The sequence below is a fragment of the Pectobacterium nicotianae genome (genome assembly GCF_023272715.1).
Taxonomy (GTDB): domain Bacteria; phylum Pseudomonadota; class Gammaproteobacteria; order Enterobacterales; family Enterobacteriaceae; genus Pectobacterium; species Pectobacterium brasiliense.
The window spans coordinates 4671698-4694149 of the sequence record NZ_CP096821.1; the positions used below are offsets into that span (position 1 = coordinate 4671698).

24 protein-coding genes are annotated in these 22452 nt (G+C 52.4%); 14 read left to right on the forward strand and 10 right to left on the reverse strand.

What is annotated here, in order from left to right; genetic code table 11:
- Nucleotides 1–165: 165 nt before the first annotated feature.
- Entirely contained in the window at nt 166–597 is a 432-nt protein-coding gene (locus MYB54_RS20785) for a rhodanese-like domain-containing protein (protein WP_010283734.1), read from the reverse strand.
- A 245-nt stretch (nt 598–842) separates the two neighbouring features.
- Between MYB54_RS20785 and envC the strand changes: the two genes are divergently transcribed.
- Both envC and MYB54_RS20795 read left to right on the forward strand, forming a co-directional pair.
- The gene (envC, locus tag MYB54_RS20790; protein ID WP_039285189.1) at nt 843–2144 is read left to right on the forward strand and encodes a murein hydrolase activator EnvC; all 1302 of its coding nucleotides are present in this window, start codon (nt 843–845) and stop codon (nt 2142–2144) included.
- A gap of 2 nt (nt 2145–2146) precedes the next feature.
- Entirely contained in the window at nt 2147–3094 is a 948-nt protein-coding gene (locus MYB54_RS20795; protein ID WP_248721300.1) for a divergent polysaccharide deacetylase family protein, read from the forward strand.
- 51 nt (nt 3095–3145) lie between these two features.
- Here MYB54_RS20795 and tdh read toward each other — a convergent pair whose 3' ends face one another.
- Together tdh and MYB54_RS20805 are read right to left on the reverse strand one after the other, a co-directional pair.
- On the reverse strand, nt 3146–4177 hold the full coding sequence (tdh, locus tag MYB54_RS20800) for an L-threonine 3-dehydrogenase (protein WP_039516275.1): 1032 nt from the start codon (nt 4175–4177) through the stop codon (nt 3146–3148).
- Nucleotides 4178–4187: 10 nt separating this feature from the next.
- Nucleotides 4188–5384 (reverse strand): glycine C-acetyltransferase, encoded by a 1197-nt coding sequence (locus MYB54_RS20805; protein ID WP_205595195.1) that lies wholly within the window; start codon nt 5382–5384, stop codon nt 4188–4190.
- Between the two features lie 242 nt (nt 5385–5626).
- Between MYB54_RS20805 and rfaD the strand changes: the two genes are divergently transcribed.
- The 8 genes from rfaD to coaD all read left to right on the forward strand — a co-directional run bounded on the left by rfaD (nt 5627) and on the right by coaD (nt 13827).
- Nucleotides 5627–6559 (forward strand): ADP-glyceromanno-heptose 6-epimerase, encoded by a 933-nt coding sequence (rfaD, locus tag MYB54_RS20810; RefSeq protein ID WP_205593253.1) that lies wholly within the window; start codon nt 5627–5629, stop codon nt 6557–6559.
- Nucleotides 6560–6582: 23 nt separating this feature from the next.
- Entirely contained in the window at nt 6583–7650 is a 1068-nt protein-coding gene (rfaF, locus tag MYB54_RS20815; protein WP_248721301.1) for an ADP-heptose--LPS heptosyltransferase RfaF, read from the forward strand.
- Nucleotides 7647–8609, forward strand: coding sequence for a lipopolysaccharide heptosyltransferase RfaC (gene rfaC, locus MYB54_RS20820; RefSeq protein ID WP_248721302.1), 963 nt, complete (start codon nt 7647–7649; stop codon nt 8607–8609). The genes rfaF and rfaC overlap by 4 nt, the downstream gene beginning before the upstream one ends.
- A gap of 17 nt (nt 8610–8626) precedes the next feature.
- Nucleotides 8627–9712: a putative lipopolysaccharide heptosyltransferase III gene (rfaQ, locus tag MYB54_RS20825; protein ID WP_248721303.1), complete on the forward strand. Its 1086-nt coding sequence runs from the start codon at nt 8627–8629 to the stop codon at nt 9710–9712.
- Between the two features lie 61 nt (nt 9713–9773).
- Nucleotides 9774–11021: an O-antigen ligase family protein gene (locus MYB54_RS20830; RefSeq protein WP_205543666.1), complete on the forward strand. Its 1248-nt coding sequence runs from the start codon at nt 9774–9776 to the stop codon at nt 11019–11021.
- 143 nt (nt 11022–11164) lie between these two features.
- The gene (locus MYB54_RS20835) at nt 11165–11938 is read left to right on the forward strand and encodes a glycosyltransferase family 2 protein (protein ID WP_248721991.1); all 774 of its coding nucleotides are present in this window, start codon (nt 11165–11167) and stop codon (nt 11936–11938) included.
- A gap of 84 nt (nt 11939–12022) precedes the next feature.
- On the forward strand, nt 12023–13300 hold the full coding sequence (gene waaA, locus MYB54_RS20840; RefSeq protein WP_014913749.1) for a lipid IV(A) 3-deoxy-D-manno-octulosonic acid transferase: 1278 nt from the start codon (nt 12023–12025) through the stop codon (nt 13298–13300).
- Between the two features lie 38 nt (nt 13301–13338).
- A complete protein-coding gene (coaD, locus tag MYB54_RS20845; RefSeq protein ID WP_205569306.1) occupies nt 13339–13827 on the forward strand; it encodes a pantetheine-phosphate adenylyltransferase in 489 nt (162 codons plus the stop codon).
- Nucleotides 13828–13832: 5 nt separating this feature from the next.
- Here the strand turns inward: coaD and MYB54_RS20850 are convergent, their stop codons facing one another.
- The 5 genes from MYB54_RS20850 to radC form a co-directional block, all read right to left on the reverse strand.
- Nucleotides 13833–14822 (reverse strand): glycosyltransferase, encoded by a 990-nt coding sequence (locus tag MYB54_RS20850; protein ID WP_205593257.1) that lies wholly within the window; start codon nt 14820–14822, stop codon nt 13833–13835.
- Between the two features lie 56 nt (nt 14823–14878).
- Nucleotides 14879–15688, reverse strand: coding sequence for a bifunctional DNA-formamidopyrimidine glycosylase/DNA-(apurinic or apyrimidinic site) lyase (gene mutM / locus MYB54_RS20855; RefSeq protein WP_205564507.1), 810 nt, complete (start codon nt 15686–15688; stop codon nt 14879–14881).
- Between the two features lie 205 nt (nt 15689–15893).
- On the reverse strand, nt 15894–16061 hold the full coding sequence (gene rpmG / locus MYB54_RS20860; RefSeq protein WP_002208990.1) for a 50S ribosomal protein L33: 168 nt from the start codon (nt 16059–16061) through the stop codon (nt 15894–15896).
- 11 nt (nt 16062–16072) lie between these two features.
- A complete protein-coding gene (gene rpmB / locus MYB54_RS20865; RefSeq protein ID WP_005967968.1) occupies nt 16073–16309 on the reverse strand; it encodes a 50S ribosomal protein L28 in 237 nt (78 codons plus the stop codon).
- Between the two features lie 237 nt (nt 16310–16546).
- Nucleotides 16547–17212, reverse strand: coding sequence for a RadC family protein (radC, locus tag MYB54_RS20870; RefSeq protein ID WP_014913746.1), 666 nt, complete (start codon nt 17210–17212; stop codon nt 16547–16549).
- Between the two features lie 153 nt (nt 17213–17365).
- Between radC and coaBC the strand changes: the two genes are divergently transcribed.
- The 3 genes from coaBC to slmA all read left to right on the forward strand — a co-directional run bounded on the left by coaBC (nt 17366) and on the right by slmA (nt 19804).
- Entirely contained in the window at nt 17366–18643 is a 1278-nt protein-coding gene (coaBC, locus tag MYB54_RS20875) for a bifunctional phosphopantothenoylcysteine decarboxylase/phosphopantothenate--cysteine ligase CoaBC (protein WP_014913745.1), read from the forward strand.
- Complete coding sequence (dut, locus tag MYB54_RS20880; RefSeq protein WP_010285710.1) at nt 18621–19079, forward strand: dUTP diphosphatase; 459 nt, start codon at nt 18621–18623, stop codon at nt 19077–19079. The genes coaBC and dut overlap by 23 nt, the downstream gene beginning before the upstream one ends.
- A 128-nt stretch (nt 19080–19207) precedes the next feature.
- A complete protein-coding gene (slmA, locus tag MYB54_RS20885) occupies nt 19208–19804 on the forward strand; it encodes a nucleoid occlusion factor SlmA (protein WP_005967978.1) in 597 nt (198 codons plus the stop codon).
- A gap of 53 nt (nt 19805–19857) precedes the next feature.
- Here slmA and pyrE read toward each other — a convergent pair whose 3' ends face one another.
- Together pyrE and rph are read right to left on the reverse strand one after the other, a co-directional pair.
- A complete protein-coding gene (gene pyrE, locus MYB54_RS20890) occupies nt 19858–20499 on the reverse strand; it encodes an orotate phosphoribosyltransferase (RefSeq protein WP_039550313.1) in 642 nt (213 codons plus the stop codon).
- A 57-nt stretch (nt 20500–20556) separates the two neighbouring features.
- Nucleotides 20557–21273, reverse strand: a complete 717-nt coding sequence (gene rph, locus MYB54_RS20895) for a ribonuclease PH (RefSeq protein ID WP_014913743.1) — start codon at nt 21271–21273, stop codon at nt 20557–20559.
- 204 nt (nt 21274–21477) lie between these two features.
- On the opposite strand from rph, the gene ycjG reads away from it, so the two are divergent.
- Nucleotides 21478–22443 (forward strand): L-Ala-D/L-Glu epimerase, encoded by a 966-nt coding sequence (gene ycjG / locus MYB54_RS20900; protein WP_187290691.1) that lies wholly within the window; start codon nt 21478–21480, stop codon nt 22441–22443.
- Nucleotides 22444–22452: the final 9 nt, after the last annotated feature.

Below are 22452 nucleotides of genomic sequence, written 5' to 3' on the forward strand. Positions count from 1 at the left end.
AGCGGACGTCAGCACATTTCTGTCATTGTCATACTGCAATCACTGTAGTTGCAATAACGGTAGTACTGCAATCAGCCTGTCGGTTATCCTGCAAAATCGCCACCATTTTCACGGTGTATGATTGATACACCTGGCACGATGCGGATAGTTTTACCACAAACCGTTTTATTTGCCGCGGACTAAAGGCAGATTCTCACCGCTCCAGCCAGCCAGGCCGTCTTTCAGTACCTGCACACGCTCAAAACCGGCTTTGTGCAAATTCTCGGCTGCTTCGCGTGAAGAGAGGCCGTTGGCGCATACCACGATAATCGGCTGCGACTTATGTTTTTCAAGTTCACCTACGCTGCCGTTCTTGATGTCGTTCGGCAACAGGTTAAATGCGCTGGCAATATGGCCACGGCGATAGTCGTCACGGTTACGGATATCAACGACGACAGCCTCTTCTTTATTAATCAGTCGGATCGCTTCACCGCGAACCACTTCTTTCACGTTCGACAGTTTACTCTTCACAGTAAGCACAATGACCGCAACCAACAGGGCAACCCAGGAAATGCTCAAAATAGGGTGCTTGCTAATGAATGGCATAATCTCTTGCATGGGGTGTAACGACTCCCGGATCAGTTAAGCAACAAAAATATAAGGTTCCTGAGTATACCTGCGCGATACGGCAATTACAGCCAGTAAGCCAATATAGCGTATCGAATCTGCGGCGAGCTTTCCATTTATCTCTATATTGATGCGCCCAGACGCCCACCTTTGTGCCATGCTTGTCACGTCTGGAAATAGAAATCAGACAAGAGACAACTGGTAAGCTGCTGTTCATCGTGGAATAATTCACCGCTATGAGTAAAAACGCGTTATTTGTACAGAGTCGAGTAGCATGTAGCGCCGATCGCCATTTATCTGCATTACAAAGGCTACTCACCCGCTGCGTCAGCGCACTCTGCGTTGGCGTTTTGCTGTTGCCCGCGCTCAGCCAGGCTGAAGATAATCAGGCACAGCTTAAGACCCTGCAACAAGATATCGCCGCGAAAGAAAAAAGCGTTCAGGAACAACAAAAGCAGCGCAGTGCCTTAGTCCAGCAGTTGAAAAAGCAGGAGCAGTCCATCTCTCAGGCCAGTCGTCAACTGCATGAAACGCGCAATACGCTGTCCACGCTCAATAAAGAATTAACCAGCCTCAGCGCCTCTATCGCAAAACTGCAATCTCAGCAGGATAAGCAACAAACGCTACTTTCCCGTCAGCTTGACGCCGCCTTCCGGCAAGGTCAGCACAGCGCACTGCAATTAATGTTGAGCGGAGAAGAAAGCCAGCGTAACGAGCGCATCCTCGCCTACTTCGGCTACCTGAATGAAGCACGGCAGAAATCTATCCACGAATTGCAGCAAACGCGCGTAGAGCTAGCTGACCAAAAGCGCCAGCTGGAACAAAAACAGGCACAGCAAAAAACGCTGCTGGGCGATCAACAGCAACAACAGCAGACGCTGGAGCAGGCACAGTCCGATCGGAAGAAAACGCTGTCGACGCTGGAAAGTTCGCTGGAAAAAGATCAGCAGCAGTTGACGGAACTGCGCCAGAATGAAACGCGGTTGCGCGATCAGATCGCCCGCGCTGAGCGAGAAGCGAAAGCCCGTGCCGAACGGGAAGCACGCGAGGCCGCCAAAGTTCGCGCTAAAGAAGAGCAGGCCAAACGCAGCGGCAGCAGTTACAAACCGACTGAAGGTGAACGCTCACTCATGGCCCGAACCGGCGGTTTAGGGCGACCTTCAGGTCAAGCCATCTGGCCAGTTAATGGACGTATTGAGCATCGTTTCGGTGAACCGTTGCAGGGCGAGCTGCGCTGGAAAGGTATGGTGATTACCGCACCGGAAGGAACGGAAGTGAAGGCGATCGCCGACGGAACCGTACTGATGGCCGACTGGCTACAGGGCTACGGGCTGGTCGTTGTTGTGCAGCATGGTAAAGGCGATATGAGCCTGTACGGTTATAACCAGAGCGCATTGGTTTCCGTTGGCGCTCAGGTCAAGGCAGGCCAACCCATTGCGCTGGTCGGCACCAGCGGCGGGCAGAGTCAGCCTGGACTGTATTTTGAAATCCGTCGCCAGGGTCAGGCGGTCAATCCACAACCTTGGCTGGGAAGATAGTCTTGTCTTATTTAACCAAAACACCACTATTGGCGTTGAGTCTGCTCGCCCTGTCTCCTTTGGCACTGGCCGGAAAACTTTCCATCGTTATCGATGATTTCGGCTATCGCCCGCATAATGAGAACCAGATTCTGGCAATGCCGACGGCGATCTCCATCGCGGTATTACCCAACGCGCCGTACGCCCGTGAAATGGCGACCAAAGCTCACCAGCAAGGGCGAGAAGTGCTGATCCATCTGCCGATGGCACCGATGAGCAAGCAGCCGCTGGAGCGCGATACGTTACGCCCGGACATGAGCAGCGAAGAAATTCAGCGCATTATCCGCCAATCGGTTAATAACGTGCCTTACGCTGTGGGGTTGAATAACCATATGGGCAGCGCGATGACCGCCAGCCTGCCGGGTATGCAAAAAGTCATGCAGGCGCTGAGCGCCTACCAGCTCTATTTCCTCGATAGCATGACCATTGGCAGCAGCCAATCAAGTCAGGCCGCGGCAGGGACGAACGTCAAGGTCATCAAACGCAAAGTCTTTTTGGATGACTCGCAAAACGAAGCCGAGATTCGCAAACAGTTTACCCGTGCGGTGCAAATCGCCCGCCGCAGCGGTTCCGCTATCGCTATCGGGCATCCACACCCTTCAACCATCCGCGTTTTGCAGCAGATGTTGCCCACGCTGGATACCGATATTGTCTTAGTCCGCCCCAGCCAGTTGCTGAATGAGCCGACGCGGCAGTATGAGCCTCAGCCGCAGCAACCAGTCAAACCGCGTAATCCGTTCCGCGGTATACAGCAGTGCCAAGTCAAACAGCCGCCGGAACCGGTGAAGAACGATGTGTTCTTCAAGCTGGTGAGCAGCAGCATTCGGGAAAGCGCCCCCGTACTATTTATCAAGCACCGCTGGCAGACCTGGATTGCTTCAGCAGCGACCGAAGCACCCAAACAGCCGTAATGTCAGGCGCGCGTTTCTCTTTTGCCATCGCGCGGGTTCGCTTCGGCAGGGTTATGCCTCATCCCAATTGAGAATCACCTTGCCCGACTGACCCGAGCGCATGGCATCGAACCCTTTCTGAAATTCATCAATGTGAAAGCGGTGGGTGATAATCGGTGACAAATCCAGTCCAGACTGAATCAGCGCCGACATCTTGTACCAGGTTTCGAACATTTCCCGTCCGTAGATACCTTTGATAAACAGCCCTTTAAAAATCACCTCTCCCCAGTCAATCGACATAGGTTCATGCGGAATACCCAGCATAGCGATGCGCCCACCGTGATTCATCGCTTTCAGCATGGCGCGAAAGGCCGATGGCGCACCCGACATCTCCAGACCGATATCAAACCCCTCGGTCATACCCAGTTCGATCATCACGTCCGCCAGATTTTCCTGCGCCACATTGACGGCGCGCGTGGCCCCCATTTTACTAGCGAGATCCAGACGGTACGCATTCACATCGGTAATCACGACATTCCTTGCACCAACGTGGCGGCATACCGCCGCCGCCATCATGCCTATCGGCCCTGCGCCGGCAATCAACACATCTTCCCCCACTAAATCGAAGGACAGTGCGGTATGCACCGCGTTGCCAAAGGGATCGAAAATGGCGGCCAGCTCATCAGAAATATTGTCGGGAATGCGAAACGCGTTGTAGGCAGGAATCACCAGATACTCCGCGAATGAACCGGGACGGTTTACCCCGACGCCGATAGCATTGCGGCATAAATGACGCCGCCCGGCACGACAGTTGCGGCAGTAGCCGCAGGTAATGTGCCCTTCGCCAGAGACCCGATCGCCAATATGAAAACCGTTAACTTCCTGACCGATAGCGACAATTTCGCCAACGTACTCATGCCCGACGACCATCGGAACGGGAATCGTCTTCTGCGACCATTCGTCCCAGTTATAGATATGCACATCTGTTCCGCAGATCGCGCTTTTGCGGATTTTAATCATGATGTCGTTATGCCCGAGCTCCGGCGTGGGCGAGTCCACCATCCAGATGCCTTCTTCCGGCCGCAATTTTGCCAATGCTTTCATGATGGTTTCCTCAGATGATCACACCCAGACGTTTGCCCACGCGGGTAAAAGCCTCGACGGCGAATTCGATTTGCTGCGGCGTATGGGCGGCCGACATTTGGGTGCGAATACGCGCCTGACCGAGGGGGACTACGGGATAGAAAAAGCCGGTGACATAAACACCTTCCCGCTGTAGCGCCTGCGCAAAATCCTGTGCCAGCTGCGCCTCACCCAACATGACGGGAATAATGGCGTGATCGGCTCCCGCTAGCGTGAACCCTGCGGCCGTCATCTTTTCACGGAACAGACGGGCATTTGCCCAGAGACGCTCACGCCGTTCTCCGCCCTGTTCCAGCAAATCCAATACCCTGAGCGACGCGGTGACAATGGCAGGGGCGAGCGAGTTGGAAAAAAGATAGGGTCGAGAACGCTGGCGCAGCCAGTCGATCACCTCATGTTTGCCCGCCGTATAACCGCCCGATGCACCACCCAGCGCTTTGCCTAGCGTCCCGGTGATGATGTCAACGCGATCCATCACTCCGCAGCGTTCATGCGTTCCGCGCCCTTGTTCGCCCACAAATCCCACCGCATGCGAATCATCCACCATCACTAACGCATCATAGCGATCCGCCAGATCGCAAATCCCCTGCAAATCTGCAATGACGCCATCCATCGAAAAAACGCCGTCGGTGGCGATCATGACGTGTCTCGCCCCTTCCGCTCTGGCCAGTTGCAGCTGTGCTTCCAGCTGGCTCATATCGTTATTGGCATAGCGGTAGCGCCGCGCCTTCGATAGCCGAATACCGTCGATGATTGAGGCATGATTGAGCGCATCGGAAATAATCGCATCCTCCGGCCCCATCAGCGTTTCAAACAGCCCACCGTTAGCATCAAAACAAGAGGAATAGAGAATCGCATCGTCCATTCCCAGAAACTCCGCCAGCTTACGCTCCAGCGCTTTATGGATATCCTGCGTTCCACAGATGAAGCGCACCGAAGCCATACCAAAACCGTGGCTGTCCAATCCGGCTTTTGCAGCGGCAATCAGCTCAGGGCTGTCCGCCAGACCAAGATAATTATTGGCACAGAAGTTGAGCAGGCGGTTGCTGTCCATCACCTCGATTTCAGCCTGCTGCGCAGAGGTAATAATGCGCTCCTCCTTGAACACGCCTTCGGTGCGTGCAGCCATAATTTGTGCAGTAAGTTGTTGATAAAACGCGGCAGGCATAGCGTCACTCTCCCATAAAAAGATTGCGTTATGGTTTTTAAGCTAGCGGATGTGGGCAGAAATGCGGGGTAAACAGTCTGAAAATGCTGGCTTCGTCACGGCCTGAATCATCTTAAAAACGTGGGAGCAACACGGGATAAATTAAGCTCTGGCTGCTTGCGGTAAAATGAAATGCTATTATAGCGGTCATAAACAGTGTGGGGCGCGGTGCCTCACCGGCAAGATTAATAAAGGTCGCGCCCATGATTATCGTTACTGGCGGTGCCGGTTTTATCGGCAGCAATATCGTAAAATCTCTGAATGACATCGGCTATCGGGACATTCTGGTTGTCGATAACCTGAAAGACGGCACCAAGTTCGCCAATCTGGTCGATCTGGACATCGCAGATTACGTGGATAAAGAAGATTTCATCGCCAGCATCGTTGCAGGTGACGATCTGGGCGATATCGATGCCGTATTCCATGAAGGCGCTTGCTCTTCCACCACCGAGTGGGATGGCAAATACATGATGGATAACAACTATCAGTATTCTAAAGACGTGCTGCACTACTGCCTCGATCGCAACATTCCGTTCCTGTATGCCTCTTCTGCCGCAACCTACGGCGGTCGCAACGATAACTTTATCGAAGAGCGTCAATACGAGCAGCCGCTGAACGTCTATGGCTACTCCAAATTCCTGTTCGACCAGTACGTGCGTGAAATTCTTCCAGAAGCTGAATCGCAGATCTGCGGTTTCCGCTATTTCAACGTCTACGGACCGCGCGAAAGCCATAAAGGCAGCATGGCGAGCGTCGCATTCCACCTGAATAACCAGATTAATCAGGGTGAGAATCCGAAGCTGTTCTCCGGTAGCGAGAACTTCCAACGTGACTTCATCTACGTCGGTGATGTCGCGGCCGTCAATCTGTGGTTCTGGCAAAACGGTGTTTCCGGCATCTTCAACTGCGGTACTGGTCGCGCCGAATCCTTCCAGGCTGTCGCGGATGCCACCCTCGCTTTCCATAAAAAAGGCAGCGTGGAATACATCGAGTTCCCTGAGAAGCTGAAAGGCCGCTATCAAGCTTATACACAAGCCGACCTCACCAATTTGCGTGCCGCAGGCTATGACAAGCCGTTCAAAACCGTCGCCGAAGGCGTGGCGGAATATATGGCCTGGCTGAACCGTACCGTTTAATCGGATAAGGATTCATAAGCGGTATGAAAATTTTGGTCATCGGCCCTTCCTGGGTCGGCGATATGATGATGTCGCACAGCCTTTATCGCACGTTGAAGGCTGAACACCCGGAAGCGGTCATTGACGTGATGGCACCAGCCTGGTGCCGTCCGCTGCTGGCACGGATGCCGGAAGTCAATCAGGCGTTAGCCATGCCGCTAGGTCACGGCGCACTGGAGCTGGGCGAACGTCGCCGTCTTGGCGTATCGCTGCGCGACGCGGGCTATGACCGCGCTTACGTGCTGCCTAACTCCTTTAAATCCGCGCTGGTCCCCTTCTTTGCCAACATTCCGCAGCGTACAGGCTGGCGTGGCGAAATGCGTTACGGGCTGCTGAACGACGTACGCGTGCTGGATAAAGCCGCATTTCCGCTGATGGTTCAGCGCTATGCTGCGTTAGCCTATGATCGTAGCCGTATTCGTCGGGCCGAAGACTTACCGCAGCCGTTACTGTGGCCACAGTTACAGGTCAATCAGGCCGAAATTGCGGACATGATGCAGGCCTTCGATCTCAGCGATGCGCGCCCCATCATCGGCTTTTGCCCCGGTGCCGAGTTCGGCCCCGCCAAACGCTGGCCGCATTATCACTATGCAGCGTTGGCACAATCACTGATCGAGCGCGGCTACCAGATAGCGCTGTTCGGTTCGGCCAATGACCGTTCGGCCTGTGACGATATCCTTCAAGGATTAACGGAAGAGGCACGACAGCATTGCGCTAATCTGGCGGGGAAAACCTCGCTGGAACAGGCGGTAGTGCTCATTGCCGCCTGCCACGCCGTCGTCAGCAACGATTCTGGGCTCATGCACGTTGCGGCGGCACTTCATCGTCCGCTTGTCGCGCTTTATGGCCCAAGCAGCCCCGATTTTACCCCGCCGCTGTCCCATCAGGCCGAGGTGATTCGCCTGATTACCGGCTATCACCGGGTGCGCAAAGGCGATGCCGAACAGGGTTACCACCAGAGTTTGATCGACATTCAGCCCGAACGCGTACTCAGCGCACTGGATAAGTATATCGTTCCAAGAAAAAGTCTCATTCCGGGAGCGGACGCATGAGAGTGCTGATTGTGAAGACATCGTCGATGGGCGATGTGCTGCATACGCTGCCCGCCTTAACCGATGCAATGCAGGCTATTCCCGGTATCCAGTTCGACTGGGTGGTTGAAGAAGGTTTCGCGCAAGTTCCCAGTTGGCACCCGGCGGTTTCTCGCGTAATTCCCGTCGCAATACGCCGCTGGCGCAAAAGCTGGTTCAGCGCTCCGATACGTCAGGAGCGTGCAGAGTTCACACGCCAGCTACGCCAGTATCGCTACGATGCGGTTATTGATGCGCAAGGGCTGATTAAAAGCGCGCTGCTGGTTACGCGACTCGCCAACGGAAAGAAGCACGGATTGGATTGCAAAAGTGCGCGTGAACCACTCGCAAGCTGGTTTTATAACTACCGCCACCCAATAAGCCGTCGGCAACATGCCGTCGAGCGCGTACGGGAGCTGTTTGCCGCCAGCCTGAACTATCGGAAACCCACCGAGCGCGGCGACTATGCGATTGCCTCGCGTTTTCTCTCCCAATCACCCGCAGACGCCAATCGCTATCTGGTGTTTCTCCACGCCACAACGCGTGATGAAAAACACTGGCCGGAAGCGCACTGGCGTGAACTGATTGCTCTATTAGCACCGAGTGGATTACGCATCAAACTCCCCTGGGGAGCGGAGCATGAGCACCAGCGCGCCTTACGGCTGGCGGAAGGCTTTCCGCATGTTGACGTCTTACCACGCTTCACGCTGCAACAGGTCGCCGAGGTATTAGCTGGCGCCAAAGTCGTCGTTTCCGTCGATACCGGTCTTAGCCACCTGACGGCAGCGCTGGATCGTCCAAATATCACCTTATATGGGCCAACCGACCCGGGGCTGATTGGCGGCTACGGGATGAATCAGGTGGTGGAAATGTCTGGTGACAATTCCATGGATACCATTTCATCCCAAACAATCTTTCAACAATTACAATCTTTTATATAACCGACGAGTTTTTGGCAATGCAGATGCATTCGAAAGAAAAACGGCTCTCCAGAGAACGCGTGAAGCGAATTCTGGTAATCAAACTACGACATTTCGGTGACGTTTTGTTGACCACCCCGCTCCTGGGGACGCTGAAACAGCATTACGAGAGTGCCCAGATTGATGTACTGGTTTATCGCGGTACAGAGGTCATGCTCTCCGGTAACCCGGCGGTTAACACCTGTTTTACGGTTGACAGGAATCTCAAACATGAAGGCATCCGTGCACAATTGCATGGCGAAAGTACGCTTTGGAAAGCGCTGAAGGCGCAACAATACGACCTGATCATCAACCTTTCCGATCAATGGCGTGCTGCGCTTTACTGTAAGTTTCTCACTTCTGGTGTCAGCATTGGCTTCAATTGGCCAAAAAGAGACAACATCTTATGGAAATCTTGCCATGATATGTTGGTTGAAACTACGCAGCATAATGATCAACATACTGTTTTAAATAACCTTTCCATCCTATCGCCTCTGAGCCTTCCTGACACGGATACCTCAGTGAATATGTGCTGGCTACCAGAAGATGAAAAGTATGTTAACCAATTACTCGAACAGCACAGCTTACCTGACTATATATTGATCCACCCAGGCGCTCGCTGGGCGTTCAAAACCTGGTCTGCACTCTCCTTCGCTGCCTTGATTGATCATCTGGCAAATCAGGGACGACGCATCGTGCTTGCTGGCGGGCCATCAGTTGAAGAATTACAGATAGCCACAACCATTCTTAATCACGTGGCAAACCCAGCGCAGGTCGTAAATCTGACCGGACAGTTGGCATTACCTCAGCTCGCGGTACTGATTGATAAAGCAACGTTATTTATTGGTGTTGATTCTGCACCTATGCACATGGCCGCTGCACGACAAACACCTTCTGTTGCGCTATTTGGCCCGAGTAACCTGAAACAGTGGCATCCATGGCAGGCACCACACACATTATTATGGGCTGGCGACTATCGCCCACTCCCCAAGCCTGAGGAAATTGATACTAATACACAGGAGCGTTACCTTGATGCCATTCCGGTCTCTGACGTGATTGCTGCAACCCGCAAATGGCTTTCCTAAACCTATTCATATGTAAATTAAGAAGACGCCAAAAAGTCGCTTTTTACACCTGTGAGATTGTATGAAACTTAATTTTTTTCCCGCGATCCTTACGGACGCCGATCAGAGAAATTTCCCTACCATTACCGCCTTCTTACTTGGGCTTTCTCTGCCGCTTTCGAATCAACTGTTGAAAGTCGCGTTGGTCCTGGCGCTCCTCTGCGTCTTGAAATACCGGGATATGAAGTATTGGCGCCAGATGATTATTCATCCGATGGTGATTCTCCCCGCATTGATGATCGGCTTATTAGCGCTATCCCTGCTCACTCATCACCATGAGGCAGGGCCTGAGATGGTCGAAAAATATAAGAAGCTGCTGTACGTCCTGCCTCTTGCTTTATTCTTTGTGCTCCAATCAGCACAGAGCAAGGCGTTATTCAGCGGCTTTCTATTGGGAAATGGTATTGTCCTTGCACTGAGTCTAGCGGGTGGTTTGTTTCATCTATTTCCTGGGCATATCGACCCTGCGAACCCGACCGTTTTTAAGCTACAGATTACTCAAAACTTTTTTATGGCCATGGCCGTATTTCTCTGGCTTGAGCGAGCCAGAATCAGCCAGGGATCTGGACGGATCGGTTACCTACTATTAGCACTAGTCGCTTGCTGCAACATACTGTTTATGGTGCAAGGTAGAATCGGATACATCGCCCTTATTGCAGGTATTGGCGCTTGGGCATTGCTCTCTCTGAAACCGCGTCAGGCACTGCTCGCAATAGGCTCTGGCGTTGTCGTCATTTGCCTGTTATTTACGATTCCTAACCGTGCAGCCGAACGAATTACGCTTGGCGTCCACGAAATACAAAACTGTCTACAGCAAAAAACGGGCGATGCGTATTCTGCTTGTGACAGTTCAATGGGGCAACGGACCGCGTTTATTTTACAGGCGACGCAATTAATTGAGCAGGCTCCGCTGCTGGGCAATGGCGCAGGAAGCTTCTGGTATCACAACCCAGAAACAGGTTACAGCGTAAATAACCCACACAACCAGTATTTACTGGAAACGATACAGAATGGTGCCGTAGGCCTTATCATCTTCTTACTCTGGATGGCCAATTTTGCTCTCGCCGCCTGGAAACAACCTTCTCGAGAGAAAAGCATTTTTATTACTCTTCTGGTCATTTATTTAAGTGGTAATCTCTTTAACTCATTCCTTTTGGACTCAACGGAAGGGCACCTGTTTGTAATTCTGACTGCGCTCCTTCTGGCGAAGCATATTCCGCTTGTGCAACGTAAGAAAAATGAATCACCACAGCCCAGCAGGCCATCATAGTTACGTCAGAATAGCGTTACGCTAGAATCATGCTGCTCACCCAATGGCACTTAAAAATCTCGGTGCCATTGGGTTCAACGCTTAGACGGCAAGAGAACACCTCTCTCGTCTGTATCATCATTTTCAACACCATAGGGCATATAGTGAACGCGCATAAACGTTTATCCGTCGTCATGATTACCAAAAATGAAACGGAACTGATCGCCGATTGCCTAAAGTCTGTCTCGTGGGCAGATGAAATTATTGTCGTTGATTCTGGCAGCACAGATAACACGGTAGAGATCGCGCATCAATATGGTGCAAAAGTCCATCAGCACGACGATTGGCCAGGGTATGGCAAACAGCGGCAACGCGCGCAGAACTATGCCAGCGGTGATTATATTTTCATGATTGACGCTGACGAACGAGTGACACCTGAGCTACGGCAATCAATCGAATCCGTGCTTACTGCCTCGGACACTGGCGCTAATACGGTTTACTGCTGCTCACGACGCAATTTTTTCCTTGGTCGTTTTATGAAACATAGCGGATGGTATCCCGACAAGGTTATCCGCCTCTATGCAAACCAGCACTACCATTATAATGACAACAGCGTGCACGAGTCTCTTGACTATGGTTCAGCCACATTGAGCCATCTATCAGGCGATTTATTACATTTAACCTGCCGAGACTTCGCCGTTTTTCAACAGAAACAGCTGCGCTATGCTTCAGCATGGGCGGAAGAACGGCACCGCCAGGGAAAAAAATGTCGCTACCTGAGTATCCTTACGCATACTGCTTCGGCATTCTTAAAAACCTGGGTATTACGTGCGGGGTTTTTGGATGGGAAATACGGTTTTCTACTCGCAATTATTAATGCGCAGTACACATTCAATAAATACGCTGGGTTATGGTCCCGTAATAATATAAAGTTGTGAGGAATGGGTGATACCACCAAACGTAGCCTTATCCTCACGAACCCGATAAAATCATCCCAGCGATAACCGATAACAGTAAACCTTATGCTACAAACTCTCTACACCATTATCCTGTACCTCATCCAACCGTTGATTTGGCTTCGCCTGTGGCTTCGTGGCCGCAAGGCTCCTGCCTATCGTCGGCGCTGGGGTGAACGTTACGGCTTTTGTGCAGAGAAGGTTAAACCAGACGGTATCATGCTGCATTCGGTGTCGGTGGGTGAAACGCTGGCCGCCATTCCCTTAGTGAGAGCGCTGCGCCATCGTTATCCCAATCTGCCGATCACGGTGACAACCATGACGCCAACCGGTTCCGAACGCGTGCGTTCAGCGTTTGGCGACACGGTCTATCACGTTTACCTGCCTTATGATTTACCCTGTGCCCTGAAGCGCTTTTTTGACCAGGTTCGTCCGAAAATCGTCATTATTATGGAAACCGAGCTGTGGCCAAATCTGATCGCGGAACTGCATAAACGCGACATTCCGTTGGTTATTGCGAATGCTCGACTGTCAGAACGCTCTGCTGCGGGTTATAAAAAAATCGGAAAGCTCATGCGCCATATCTTGCGGCGCATTACCCTCGTCGCTGCGCAGAATCAGGAGGACGGGAATCGATTTATCGATCTTGGTCTGAAGCGCTCCAGCCTGAAAGTGACCGGCAGCCTCAAGTTTGATATTTCCGTGACGCCAGAGCTGGCGGCACGAGCTATTACATTACGTCGACAATGGGCACCACACCGTCCGGTATGGATAGCCACCAGTACGCACGAAGGTGAAGAAGCGATCGTTCTGGCCGCTCACCGACAGCTGCTTGCCACCTACCCTGACTTACTCCTCATTCTTGTGCCTCGCCACCCAGAACGTTTCTCCACCACGCAGGCGCTGACAGAGAATCTGGGGTTCACCTACACACTGCGCAGCAGTGGTGAACAGCCTCCTGCAAACACGCAGGTCGTCATTGGGGACACAATGGGCGAGCTGATGCTGTTATACGGCATCGCCGATCTGGCTTTTGTCGGTGGAAGCTTGGTTGAACGAGGCGGGCATAATCCGCTAGAAGCGGCAGCGCATGCTATCCCGGTATTGATGGGGCCACACACGTTCAATTTTAAAGACATCTGCAACAAACTCGATCAGGCCGACGGACTGATCACCGTGACCGATGCAGACTCACTTGGAAAAGAAGTCGGGAAACTGCTCGCTGACGAAGACTATCGTCTTTACTATGGTCGACATGCCGTGGAAGTGTTACACCAAAACCAGGGTGCACTACAGATGCTGCTTACGCTACTGGAACCTTATTTACCCCAGCGGACACAGTAAAACAGCGCTACCAAGACAGCGAATGAAGGGCTGACGTGATGACAACCAAAGCGATTTATCCTGGAACGTTCGATCCGCTAACCAATGGTCATTTGGATCTGCTGACGCGTGCATCACGACTGTTCGACCATGTGGTGCTGGCCATCGCTGCCAGCCCGAGCAAGCATACGCTTTTCACTCTGGATGAACGCGTAGCGCTGGCAAAGGGTGCGACACAGCATTTATCGAACGTCGAAGTCGTCGGTTTCAGCGATCTTATGGTGCACTTCGCACAACAGCAAAAAGCCAATATTCTTGTGCGGGGTTTGCGAGCCGTTGCCGATTTCGAATATGAACTCCAGCTCGCAAAAATGAATCACCACCTGATGCCTACTCTCGAAAGCGTGTTCCTGATGCCATCAGAAGAGTGGTCGTTTATTTCATCTTCTCTGGTCAAAGAAGTGGCTCGCCACGGCGGTGACGTCTCGCACTTCTTACCCGATGCCATCGTTAGTGCCTTACTGGACAAACTATCAAAGAAGATGTAGAGGCATTATTTTTTCTTTGAATATTGGTAAACCGTAAAATAAAAACGCAAGGCATACCAAAAATCATTAAATGACGTCATTCCTTTAAATAAATTCCCACCAATACCCGTAGAGATAAATTTTTCAGCTAGCTGTTGCCGGATAGCAGGCGATGATATTTTTTTACGCAGAAGCCCAAAGAAATGACGACTCTCTCGATTGGCATGACGAGTTAACGCTTTATTTAAAGTAACGTTATCTTTTTTCTGAGTCGCGAGAGAAATCAGCCCCTGCATGATATCAATATAGCTGTTTGCTCTGCGGGTTATTTTCTCAATTGATGATGACTTTGTTATCGAATGCGTATTACCAACGCGATAACCATAACTCATCTTTTCACAGAAACCGACTCGCTTAGTTACCAGCGCTAAATTCGCCGTCCATAGAATGTCTTCATGCATCATATCTGGAATAAAGCTTAAATTGTTCAATGAGATAATATTGCGACGTATGAGCTGCAACCAGGCAAAGTGGCACCATTCATTATGTTTTACACCCCGAATAATCCATTCATCGCCGCTGATTACCTCACCCCATGGCTGCTTCGTCTGAATTGGTTCTTTTACTTCTTGTTCCGGATTTTCATTAAACTTGAAGCCATTACCTATCAAGAGATCGAGACGTTGTTCCTTAGCTTTTTCGAGCCATGTTGATAGCGTATCTTTTTCCAACCAGTCATCGCCATCAACAAATGCAATCCACTCTCCATTCGCGTGCCGAATCCCTGTATTTCTCGCTTCCGACAATCCTTTATTTTCCTGGCTTACAACAATCAAATTCGTAGCCGATTTGCTTATCTCATTTAATTTCACAAGGCTGCCATCGGTGGAACCATCATTGACTGCAATAATTTCAAAAGAGACATTATCCTGAGCAAGCAACGATGAAAAAAGAGGCTCGATAAACTCTTCGCAGTTATATATCGGAACAATGACGCTGATATCCACACGACTCATAATGCCCTCTGAAAATTTTTATATTTAGGCTATAACACTGAAAAAGAAAAATAGGATTACTTCTGGCAGCGACGACAGAAAAACGTGCTGCGCTGCCCATGCTTCGCGGTTTCGATCAATGTTCCGCATGTCCGACAAGGTTCACCGTTGCGGCCATAGACTCGCAGCTCCTGCGCGAAATACCCGGGTTTACCGTCTGATTGCAAAAAGTCACGCAGTGTTGTGCCCCCCTGCTCAATCGAAAGCTGTAGCACCTGTTTAATCACGTCCACCAATACGGTTGCGTCATTTTCATTTAGCGATCCAGCGGCTCTGTCAGGATGGATACCCGCAGCAAACAGCGATTCGCTCGCGTAAATATTGCCTACGCCAACGACGACTTTGTTATCCATAATCCATTGTTTGATTGCCGTCCTTTTACCGCGTGAGGCCTGATAGAGATAATCCGCAGAGAATTCCGCCTCTAAGGGCTCAGGGCCCAAGTGCGCCAATACAGAACAAGTTTCAGGATTATCCGTCCACAGCCAGGCACCAAAACGTCGTGGATCGGTGTAACGCAGCACCTTACCGCTGTCCATCACCAAATCAACATGATCGTGTTTCTCCGGCTCGCTATATTCCGGCAACACCCGCAGGCTGCCAGACATGCCGAGATGCACAATAATCCAGCCGCGAGTGAGCTCAATCAGCAGATATTTTGCCCGCCGACGCACACTGAGCACCGGTTCATCGCTCAGAGAGAGAATCTCAGCCGATACCGGCCAGCGCAGGCGCGAGTTCCTCACTTCAGCATAAAGGATGGTGTGATCGACAAGATACGGTGAAATTCCCCGACGACTGGTTTCAACCTCAGGTAATTCAGGCATGTGCGTCTCCCGATAAAGGTGGCTACGTTAGCATAAACAGCAGGATACCCTCTGTGACAGCACGCAAGACAGGGGATACGGAGTCACTGCTGGCGTATTTTATCCACAGTATTTAACACAAAACCGTTAAATCAAATCGACATGCTGGCTGGCATGTGGCGAAAAAAAACCCGACCAAGGCCGGGTTTTCATCAAGAAGCAAAAATTACTTAATTTTAGCTTCTTTGTAGAGAACGTGCTGACGGACAACTGGATCGAATTTCTTCAGTTCCAATTTTTCCGGCTTAGTACGTTTGTTCTTCGTAGTGGTATAGAAGTGACCAGTACCAGCAGAAGAAACCAGCTTGATCTTCTCGCGAACACCCTTAGCCATGATTCAGTTCCTTAATACTTTTCACCACGGGCACGCAGATCGGCCAGAACCGTCTCAATACCCTTCTTATCAATAACACGCATACCTTTAGCAGATACACGCAGTGTTACAAAGCGCTTCTCGCCTTCAACCCAAAAACGGTGTGAATGCAGGTTCGGCAGAAAACGGCGTTTGGTCGCATTCAGTGCGTGGGAACGGTTGTTCCCGGCCACCGGACGCTTGCCAGTAACTTGGCAGACTCGGGACATGTCTATTCTCCAAAAATCAAATCAGCTCGAGCTTCGTATAGGGTTTGGCCGCCTCGTCAGGCTTTAGAGCCCATCTCAGCAACTTCACTGAAAAGACTCTGTCATCAGGATAAACCTGCTGAGATAGGCTCTTAACGCCACACCCAAGATTCTCAAAGGTGGCGTAGTATACGCTCTGAAGCGTAAGTGCTCAAGTCCCGAACAGCTAAAGATCCCATTGGATCGCGGAAATATCTGTTAAATCCAGCCGCGCTCGGCAAAAGAAACGTATTCGCCGTGCCCAATAACCAAATGATCGAGCACGCGGATCTCCATTAACAGACAGGCTTTAACAATCTGTTCGGTTATCGCACGGTCAGCCTGACTCGGCTCCGCTTTTCCCGACGGATGATTATGCGCCAGTATTAGCGCGGCAGCATTTGCTTTTAGCGCTTCACGCACAATTTCACGCGGGTGGACTTCCACGCTGTTAATCGTACCAACAAACATCTCCTGATGGCGAATAACGTGGTGCTGATTGTCCAAAAATAGAACTAAAAAAACTTCACGCTCACGCCGGGACAACAGCAACTGCAAATATTGACCGGTCGCTTCCGGGTTCAGCATGGCGTCCTCTTTCGCCAGGCGAGAGAAAAATAGTCGCCGCGACAGCTCTGCGATCGCCTTGAGCTGCGTATATTTTGATATCCCCACGCCTCTGGCACGATGAAACGCTGACTGGTCGGCCGCCATCAGTTGATAGAGCGAGCCAAACTGCGCCAGTAAATCCTCTGCCAACTGCATCACATGCACGCCCGGCAACCCCGTGCGCAAAAAAATCGCCAGCAATTCGACATCCGTTAGTGATTCCGCCCCTAAACGCACCAGTTTTTCACGCGGTGCCAATCCCTTTTCCCAGCCCATCACCTTCTCCCTATACCGCTCGACGGCATCATGTCACGCCCGTAAAAACCGGACGACACCGGTGATAAAAGGCTGCGAAGCGCTTCGCAATCTTCTTAGGGGAACCACGGTAACCACCTTAAGATTCCTATCTGACTGCAAGGTTATGGTAAAATGGCGCATCTTCTGACTTTCAATCGGACCATGATGATGACGGAATTTTCCAGCCTGAATGCACTCTCCGGCAAACGAATCGTGCTGGGTATCAGCGGCGGCATCGCCGCGTATAAGTGCCCGGAACTGGTGCGACGCCTGCGCGATGGCGGAGCCGACGTCCGAGTTGTCATGACCTCTGCCGCTAAAGCTTTCATCACGCCGCTGACGCTGCAAGCCGTCTCCGGCTACTCGGTATCAGACGATCTGCTTGACCCCGCGGCGGAAGCCTCAATGGGCCACATCGAGCTGGGAAAATGGGCTGATTTAGTCATTCTCGCCCCGGCGACTGCCGATCTGATCGCACGAGTCGCCGCCGGCATGGCGAATGACTTGCTAACCACGATCTGTCTGGCGACATCCGCCCCTATCGCCGTTGTCCCTGCGATGAATCAGCAGATGTATCGCGCAGAGCCCACGCAGGACAACCTACGCACGCTGGCCGCGCGTGGTTTACCGATCTGGGGACCGGATAGCGGCAGTCAGGCGTGTGGCGATGTTGGGCCGGGCCGCATGATCGACCCAATGGAGATTGTCGGGCTGGCGCAGCGTCATTTTTCTGCCATCAACGATCTGCAACATCTGAACATTCTGGTCACCGCCGGGCCGACGAGAGAAGCGCTGGATCCCGTTCGCTTTGTCACCAACCACAGTTCCGGGAAAATGGGCTTTGCTATCGCACAGGCCGCGGCTGCGCGTGGTGCGAATGTCACACTGGTAAGCGGCCCTGTTTCGCTCGCCACACCGCAGGGCGTCACACGTATTGACGTCGGCAGCGCATTGGAGATGGAGCACGCGGTAATGGCACACGCGGCCCAGCAGCACATTGTTATTGGCTGTGCGGCGGTTGCCGACTACCGCGCCAAACACATTGCCGATGAGAAGATAAAAAAACAGAATCAGCAGGGCGATGAAATGACTCTCACTCTGGTCAAAAATCCAGATATCATCGCCGGTGTCGCCGCCATGACGAAAAATCGTCCTTATGTTGTCGGGTTTGCTGCCGAAACCCAGAATGTGGAAGAATACGCCCGGCAAAAACTGGCGCGTAAAAAACTGGATCTGATTTGCGCGAACAACGTCTCTCTTTCCGGGCATGGTTTTAACAGTGAAACCAATGCGTTACACCTTTTTTGGCAAGATGGAGACACGCCGTTGCCGCAGTGCGACAAGCGTCTTCTTGGCCAAAAATTAATCGACGAGATTATCAGCCGTTATGATGAAAAAAATCGACGTTAAGATTGTTGACCCACGCGTTGGGCAGCAATTCCCGTTACCAACCTATGCCACACCGGGTTCTGCCGGGCTCGATCTGCGTGCCTGTCTGGATCAGGCGATTGAACTCAAAGCAGGGGAAACCACGCTTATTCCAACCGGGCTGGCGATTCACATTGCCGATACCGGGCTGGCGGCGGTTATCCTGCCCCGCTCCGGACTGGGCCACAAGCACGGCGTGGTGCTGGGGAACCTGGTGGGGCTGATTGATTCGGACTACCAGGGACAGCTGATGGTTTCCGTCTGGAACCGTGGTCAACAGACGTTCACGGTTGAACCGGGCGAGCGCATCGCACAGATGGTTTTTGTGCCCGTCGTTCAGGCCGAATTTAATCTGGTCGAAGATTTCGTCGGCAGCGAACGTGGAGAAGGCGGCTTCGGCCACTCCGGCCGTAGCTAACGCGCTCCAGCCACCCATAGTGTAAAAAATTCCTATAAGCCACAGCGCCTATCTATCCAAAAGGAAATGGCTACTGTGGCGCTAACGGGTGCTTGTCAGTCAAATATTTAGCAAGGGTCTTTTCAGACATGGCAGAAAAAGAAAATACGAAAAGGAATCGCCGCGAGGAAATTTTGCAGGCGCTGGCGCAGATGCTGGAATCCAGCGACGGCAGCCAACGCATCACCACAGCAAAACTGGCTGCGAATGTTGGCGTGTCCGAAGCGGCGCTCTACCGGCATTTCCCCAGTAAAACGCGGATGTTTGATAGCCTGATTGAATTTATTGAGGACAGCCTGACCACCCGCATTAACCTGATTCTGCAAGACGAAAAAGAAACGTTTAATCGTCTGCGTCTGATTTTGCTGCTTATTTTAGGGTTTGCGGAACGGAATCCGGGGCTGACCCGCATCATGACAGGCCATGCACTGATGTTTGAACAGGATCGCTTGCAAGGGCGTATTAACCAGCTGTTTGAGCGTATTGAATCGCAGCTGCGTCAGGTATTGCGCGAGCACAAGCTACGCGATGGCAAAGGTTTCCAGCATGATGAAACGCTGCTAGCCAGCCAGCTGTTAGCGTTTTGCGAAGGGATGCTGTCGCGCTTCATTCGTTCTGAATTCCGCTATCGTCCGACGCAGGAATTCGACACCCGCTGGCCGCTGCTGGCCGCACAGTTGAACTAAACACCACGATTAAAGCCCGCCAGACATCTCTGGCGGGCTCCTGACTCACAACATTAAACCCCGAACTGCTCACGATAGGCTTTCACCGCATCCAGATGCGCTGCCATTTCTGGTTTTTCCGCCAGATAGGCGATCAAATCCGTTAACGTAATAATCGAAATCACCTTGCACTGATAGTCACGTTCCACTTCCTGAATCGCGGACAGTTCAGCGCGGCCGCGTTCCTGACGATCCAGTGCAATCATCACACCCGCCAGCGTCGCCCCGTGTGCACCGATGATCTCCATCGATTCGCGAATCGCCGTCCCGGCCGTAATCACGTCATCCACCAGCATCACCCGGCCCTGTAACGGGCTACCGACCAGGCTGCCGCCCTCACCGTGATCTTTAGCTTCTTTGCGGTTGAAGCAGTACGGCAGGTCACGATCGTGATGTTCTGCCAGCGCGACAGCAGCGGTAGTCGCAATCGGAATGCCTTTGTAAGCCGGCCCAAACAGCAGATCGAACTCCACGCCAGAATCAACCAAGGCTTCCGCATAAAAACGCCCCAGTAAGGCCAGGTCACGCCCGGTATTAAACAGCCCGGCGTTAAAGAAATAGGGACTGATACGCCCGGATTTCAGGGTGAACTCGCCAAACTTCAATACCTGCTTGCTGAGTGCAAACTCAATAAACTGGCGCTGGTAGGCTTTCATTACGGCATCTCCTCGTCTTCAAATATAAAAAAAGCGACCAATTGGTCGCTTATAAAATCAATCGATTAAGGCCGCTTTCTGCGCCTGAACGATGGTATCAATTCCCCCTCGGGCTAGCGCCAGCAGGGTGAGTAATTCTTCGTGGCTGAACGGCTCGCCTTCGGCCGTCCCTTGCACTTCAATCATGCGACCGTCTTCGGTCATGACCACATTCATGTCGGTTTCCGCAGCGGAATCTTCCACGTATTCCAGATCGCACAGCGCTTCGCCGTTCACGATGCCGACGGACACGGCGGCGATCATGCCTTTCATCGGATTCTTTTTCAGCTTACCCTTGGCAACCATCTGGTTCAGCGCGTCGGCCAGCGCCACACAGGCACCAGTGATGGACGCCGTACGCGTGCCGCCGTCCGCCTGCAAGACATCACAGTCGAGCGTAATGGTGTATTCGCCGAGCACTTTCAGGTCGATTGCCGCACGCAGGGAACGCGCAATCAGGCGCTGAATCTCCAGCGTCCGGCCGCCCTGCTTACCTTTGGCGGCTTCACGCGAGTTACGGCTGTGCGTCGCACGCGGCAGCATGCCGTATTCGGCGGTGACCCATCCTTGTCCCTGGCCTTTCAGAAAGCGCGGAACACCCTCTTCTACCGTGGCATTGCATAACACTTTGGTATCGCCAAATTCGACTAAAACGGAACCTTCAGCGTGTTTCGTGTAATGACGGGTGAATGTAAGGGGGCGTACTTGCTGTGCACTTCGGCCTGTTGGGCGCATGGCTCATCTCCGGTGGGTCAATGAAAACTGCCGCGCATTATACACGAAATCGCTCACGTTGCGGGAAAGCGGCATCAGAAAGCCATACCTCAAACTTATGGTATAACCTGAGGTTATACCCTACTGATGAACAAGTATTCGTCAGTGATGATGCATCATGAAATAGTCCGTTCATCCCCTGAGCGTTGATGAGAAAAAATCATGATGCGGCATATGCAAATTGAAACGGTCAATCTGCCACTAGCCCGTCCTATGGCGGCTGAAAACGGGACGCGTCGCGCGGTTACCGTTATCCGCGTCGCGTTGGAAGAAAAAGGATTTATTGGACAAGGCGAATGTACGCCAGTCGCCCACTATGGCGAGTCCGCCGACAGCGTATGTCGCCAGCTCTCTGCGGTCCGTGAGGCAATAGAACACGGCCTGACCATCGAACAGCTCCAGAAAGATTTATCACCGGGTGCGGCCAGAAATGCGCTGGACTGCGCCCTGTGGCGGCTCAACACCGCATTGGAAAAACAGACGCTGTGGCAGCGCATCGGCATTCATCCCCCCACATCCGTGGTCTGTGCGCAAACGTTGGCGCTCGACAGCGTGGAGAGAATGGCCGCCGCCGCCTCCAATGCCGTTTCCCACGGCGCTCTACTGCTGAAAATCAAACTGGATCGCGAGCTGATTCTGGAAAAGGTCGCCGCCATTCGTGCCGCCGCGCCCAACGCCAGATTGATTATCGATGCGAGAGCGAGCTGGAGCGGGCTGGATTTACATAGCCTGTCTACCGCTCTGCAGCCTTATCAGGTCGCCATGATTGAGCAACCGCTTCCCGTCGGTAAAGACGAGGATTTACAGCGGTTCTCTCACCCGATTCCGATCTGCGCGGACGAAAGCTGTCGCCACAGCGGAGACATCGTCGGGCTGCGCCGTCGTTACGACATGATCAATATCAAGCTGGACAAGTGTGGCGGGCTAACCGAAGCGCTGGCGATGGTGCGCGAAGCCCACTTTCACGGCCTGCGCATTATGGTCGGCTGCACGCTGGGCTCGTCAATGGCGATGGAAGCCGCCCTGCCCGTCGCCGCCGATGCCGAGCACGTCGATCTCGACGGCCCTATCTGGCTGGCCGCCGACAGTTCGCCTTATCTGACCTACAACCTTGGCCGAATTTGGCTATGACGCCATTAA

What these genes read in the sequence shown, in the direction of transcription:
- rfaC (WP_248721302.1), top strand. Translation starts at nt 7,647, where the DNA reads ATGAGAGTGCTGATTGTGAAGACATCGTCGATGGGCGATGTGCTGCAT.
- pyrE (WP_039550313.1), bottom strand. Translation starts at nt 20,499, where the DNA reads ATGAAAGCCTACCAGCGCCAGTTTATTGAGTTTGCACTCAGCAAGCAG.
- MYB54_RS20850 (WP_205593257.1), bottom strand. Translation starts at nt 14,822, where the DNA reads ATGAGTCGTGTGGATATCAGCGTCATTGTTCCGATATATAACTGCGAA.
- envC (WP_039285189.1), top strand. Translation starts at nt 843, where the DNA reads ATGAGTAAAAACGCGTTATTTGTACAGAGTCGAGTAGCATGTAGCGCC.
- MYB54_RS20830 (WP_205543666.1), top strand. Translation starts at nt 9,774, where the DNA reads ATGAAACTTAATTTTTTTCCCGCGATCCTTACGGACGCCGATCAGAGA.
- rpmB (WP_005967968.1), bottom strand. Translation starts at nt 16,309, where the DNA reads ATGTCCCGAGTCTGCCAAGTTACTGGCAAGCGTCCGGTGGCCGGGAAC.
- radC (WP_014913746.1), bottom strand. Translation starts at nt 17,212, where the DNA reads ATGGGCTGGGAAAAGGGATTGGCACCGCGTGAAAAACTGGTGCGTTTA.
- waaA (WP_014913749.1), top strand. Translation starts at nt 12,023, where the DNA reads ATGCTACAAACTCTCTACACCATTATCCTGTACCTCATCCAACCGTTG.
- ycjG (WP_187290691.1), top strand. Translation starts at nt 21,478, where the DNA reads ATGCGGCATATGCAAATTGAAACGGTCAATCTGCCACTAGCCCGTCCT.
- MYB54_RS20785 (WP_010283734.1), bottom strand. Translation starts at nt 597, where the DNA reads ATGCAAGAGATTATGCCATTCATTAGCAAGCACCCTATTTTGAGCATT.
- rfaQ (WP_248721303.1), top strand. Translation starts at nt 8,627, where the DNA reads ATGCAGATGCATTCGAAAGAAAAACGGCTCTCCAGAGAACGCGTGAAG.
- tdh (WP_039516275.1), bottom strand. Translation starts at nt 4,177, where the DNA reads ATGAAAGCATTGGCAAAATTGCGGCCGGAAGAAGGCATCTGGATGGTG.
- rfaD (WP_205593253.1), top strand. Translation starts at nt 5,627, where the DNA reads ATGATTATCGTTACTGGCGGTGCCGGTTTTATCGGCAGCAATATCGTA.
- dut (WP_010285710.1), top strand. Translation starts at nt 18,621, where the DNA reads ATGATGAAAAAAATCGACGTTAAGATTGTTGACCCACGCGTTGGGCAG.
- mutM (WP_205564507.1), bottom strand. Translation starts at nt 15,688, where the DNA reads ATGCCTGAATTACCTGAGGTTGAAACCAGTCGTCGGGGAATTTCACCG.
- rfaF (WP_248721301.1), top strand. Translation starts at nt 6,583, where the DNA reads ATGAAAATTTTGGTCATCGGCCCTTCCTGGGTCGGCGATATGATGATG.
- coaD (WP_205569306.1), top strand. Translation starts at nt 13,339, where the DNA reads ATGACAACCAAAGCGATTTATCCTGGAACGTTCGATCCGCTAACCAAT.
- MYB54_RS20805 (WP_205595195.1), bottom strand. Translation starts at nt 5,384, where the DNA reads ATGCCTGCCGCGTTTTATCAACAACTTACTGCACAAATTATGGCTGCA.
- rpmG (WP_002208990.1), bottom strand. Translation starts at nt 16,061, where the DNA reads ATGGCTAAGGGTGTTCGCGAGAAGATCAAGCTGGTTTCTTCTGCTGGT.
- coaBC (WP_014913745.1), top strand. Translation starts at nt 17,366, where the DNA reads ATGGCGCATCTTCTGACTTTCAATCGGACCATGATGATGACGGAATTT.
- slmA (WP_005967978.1), top strand. Translation starts at nt 19,208, where the DNA reads ATGGCAGAAAAAGAAAATACGAAAAGGAATCGCCGCGAGGAAATTTTG.
- rph (WP_014913743.1), bottom strand. Translation starts at nt 21,273, where the DNA reads ATGCGCCCAACAGGCCGAAGTGCACAGCAAGTACGCCCCCTTACATTC.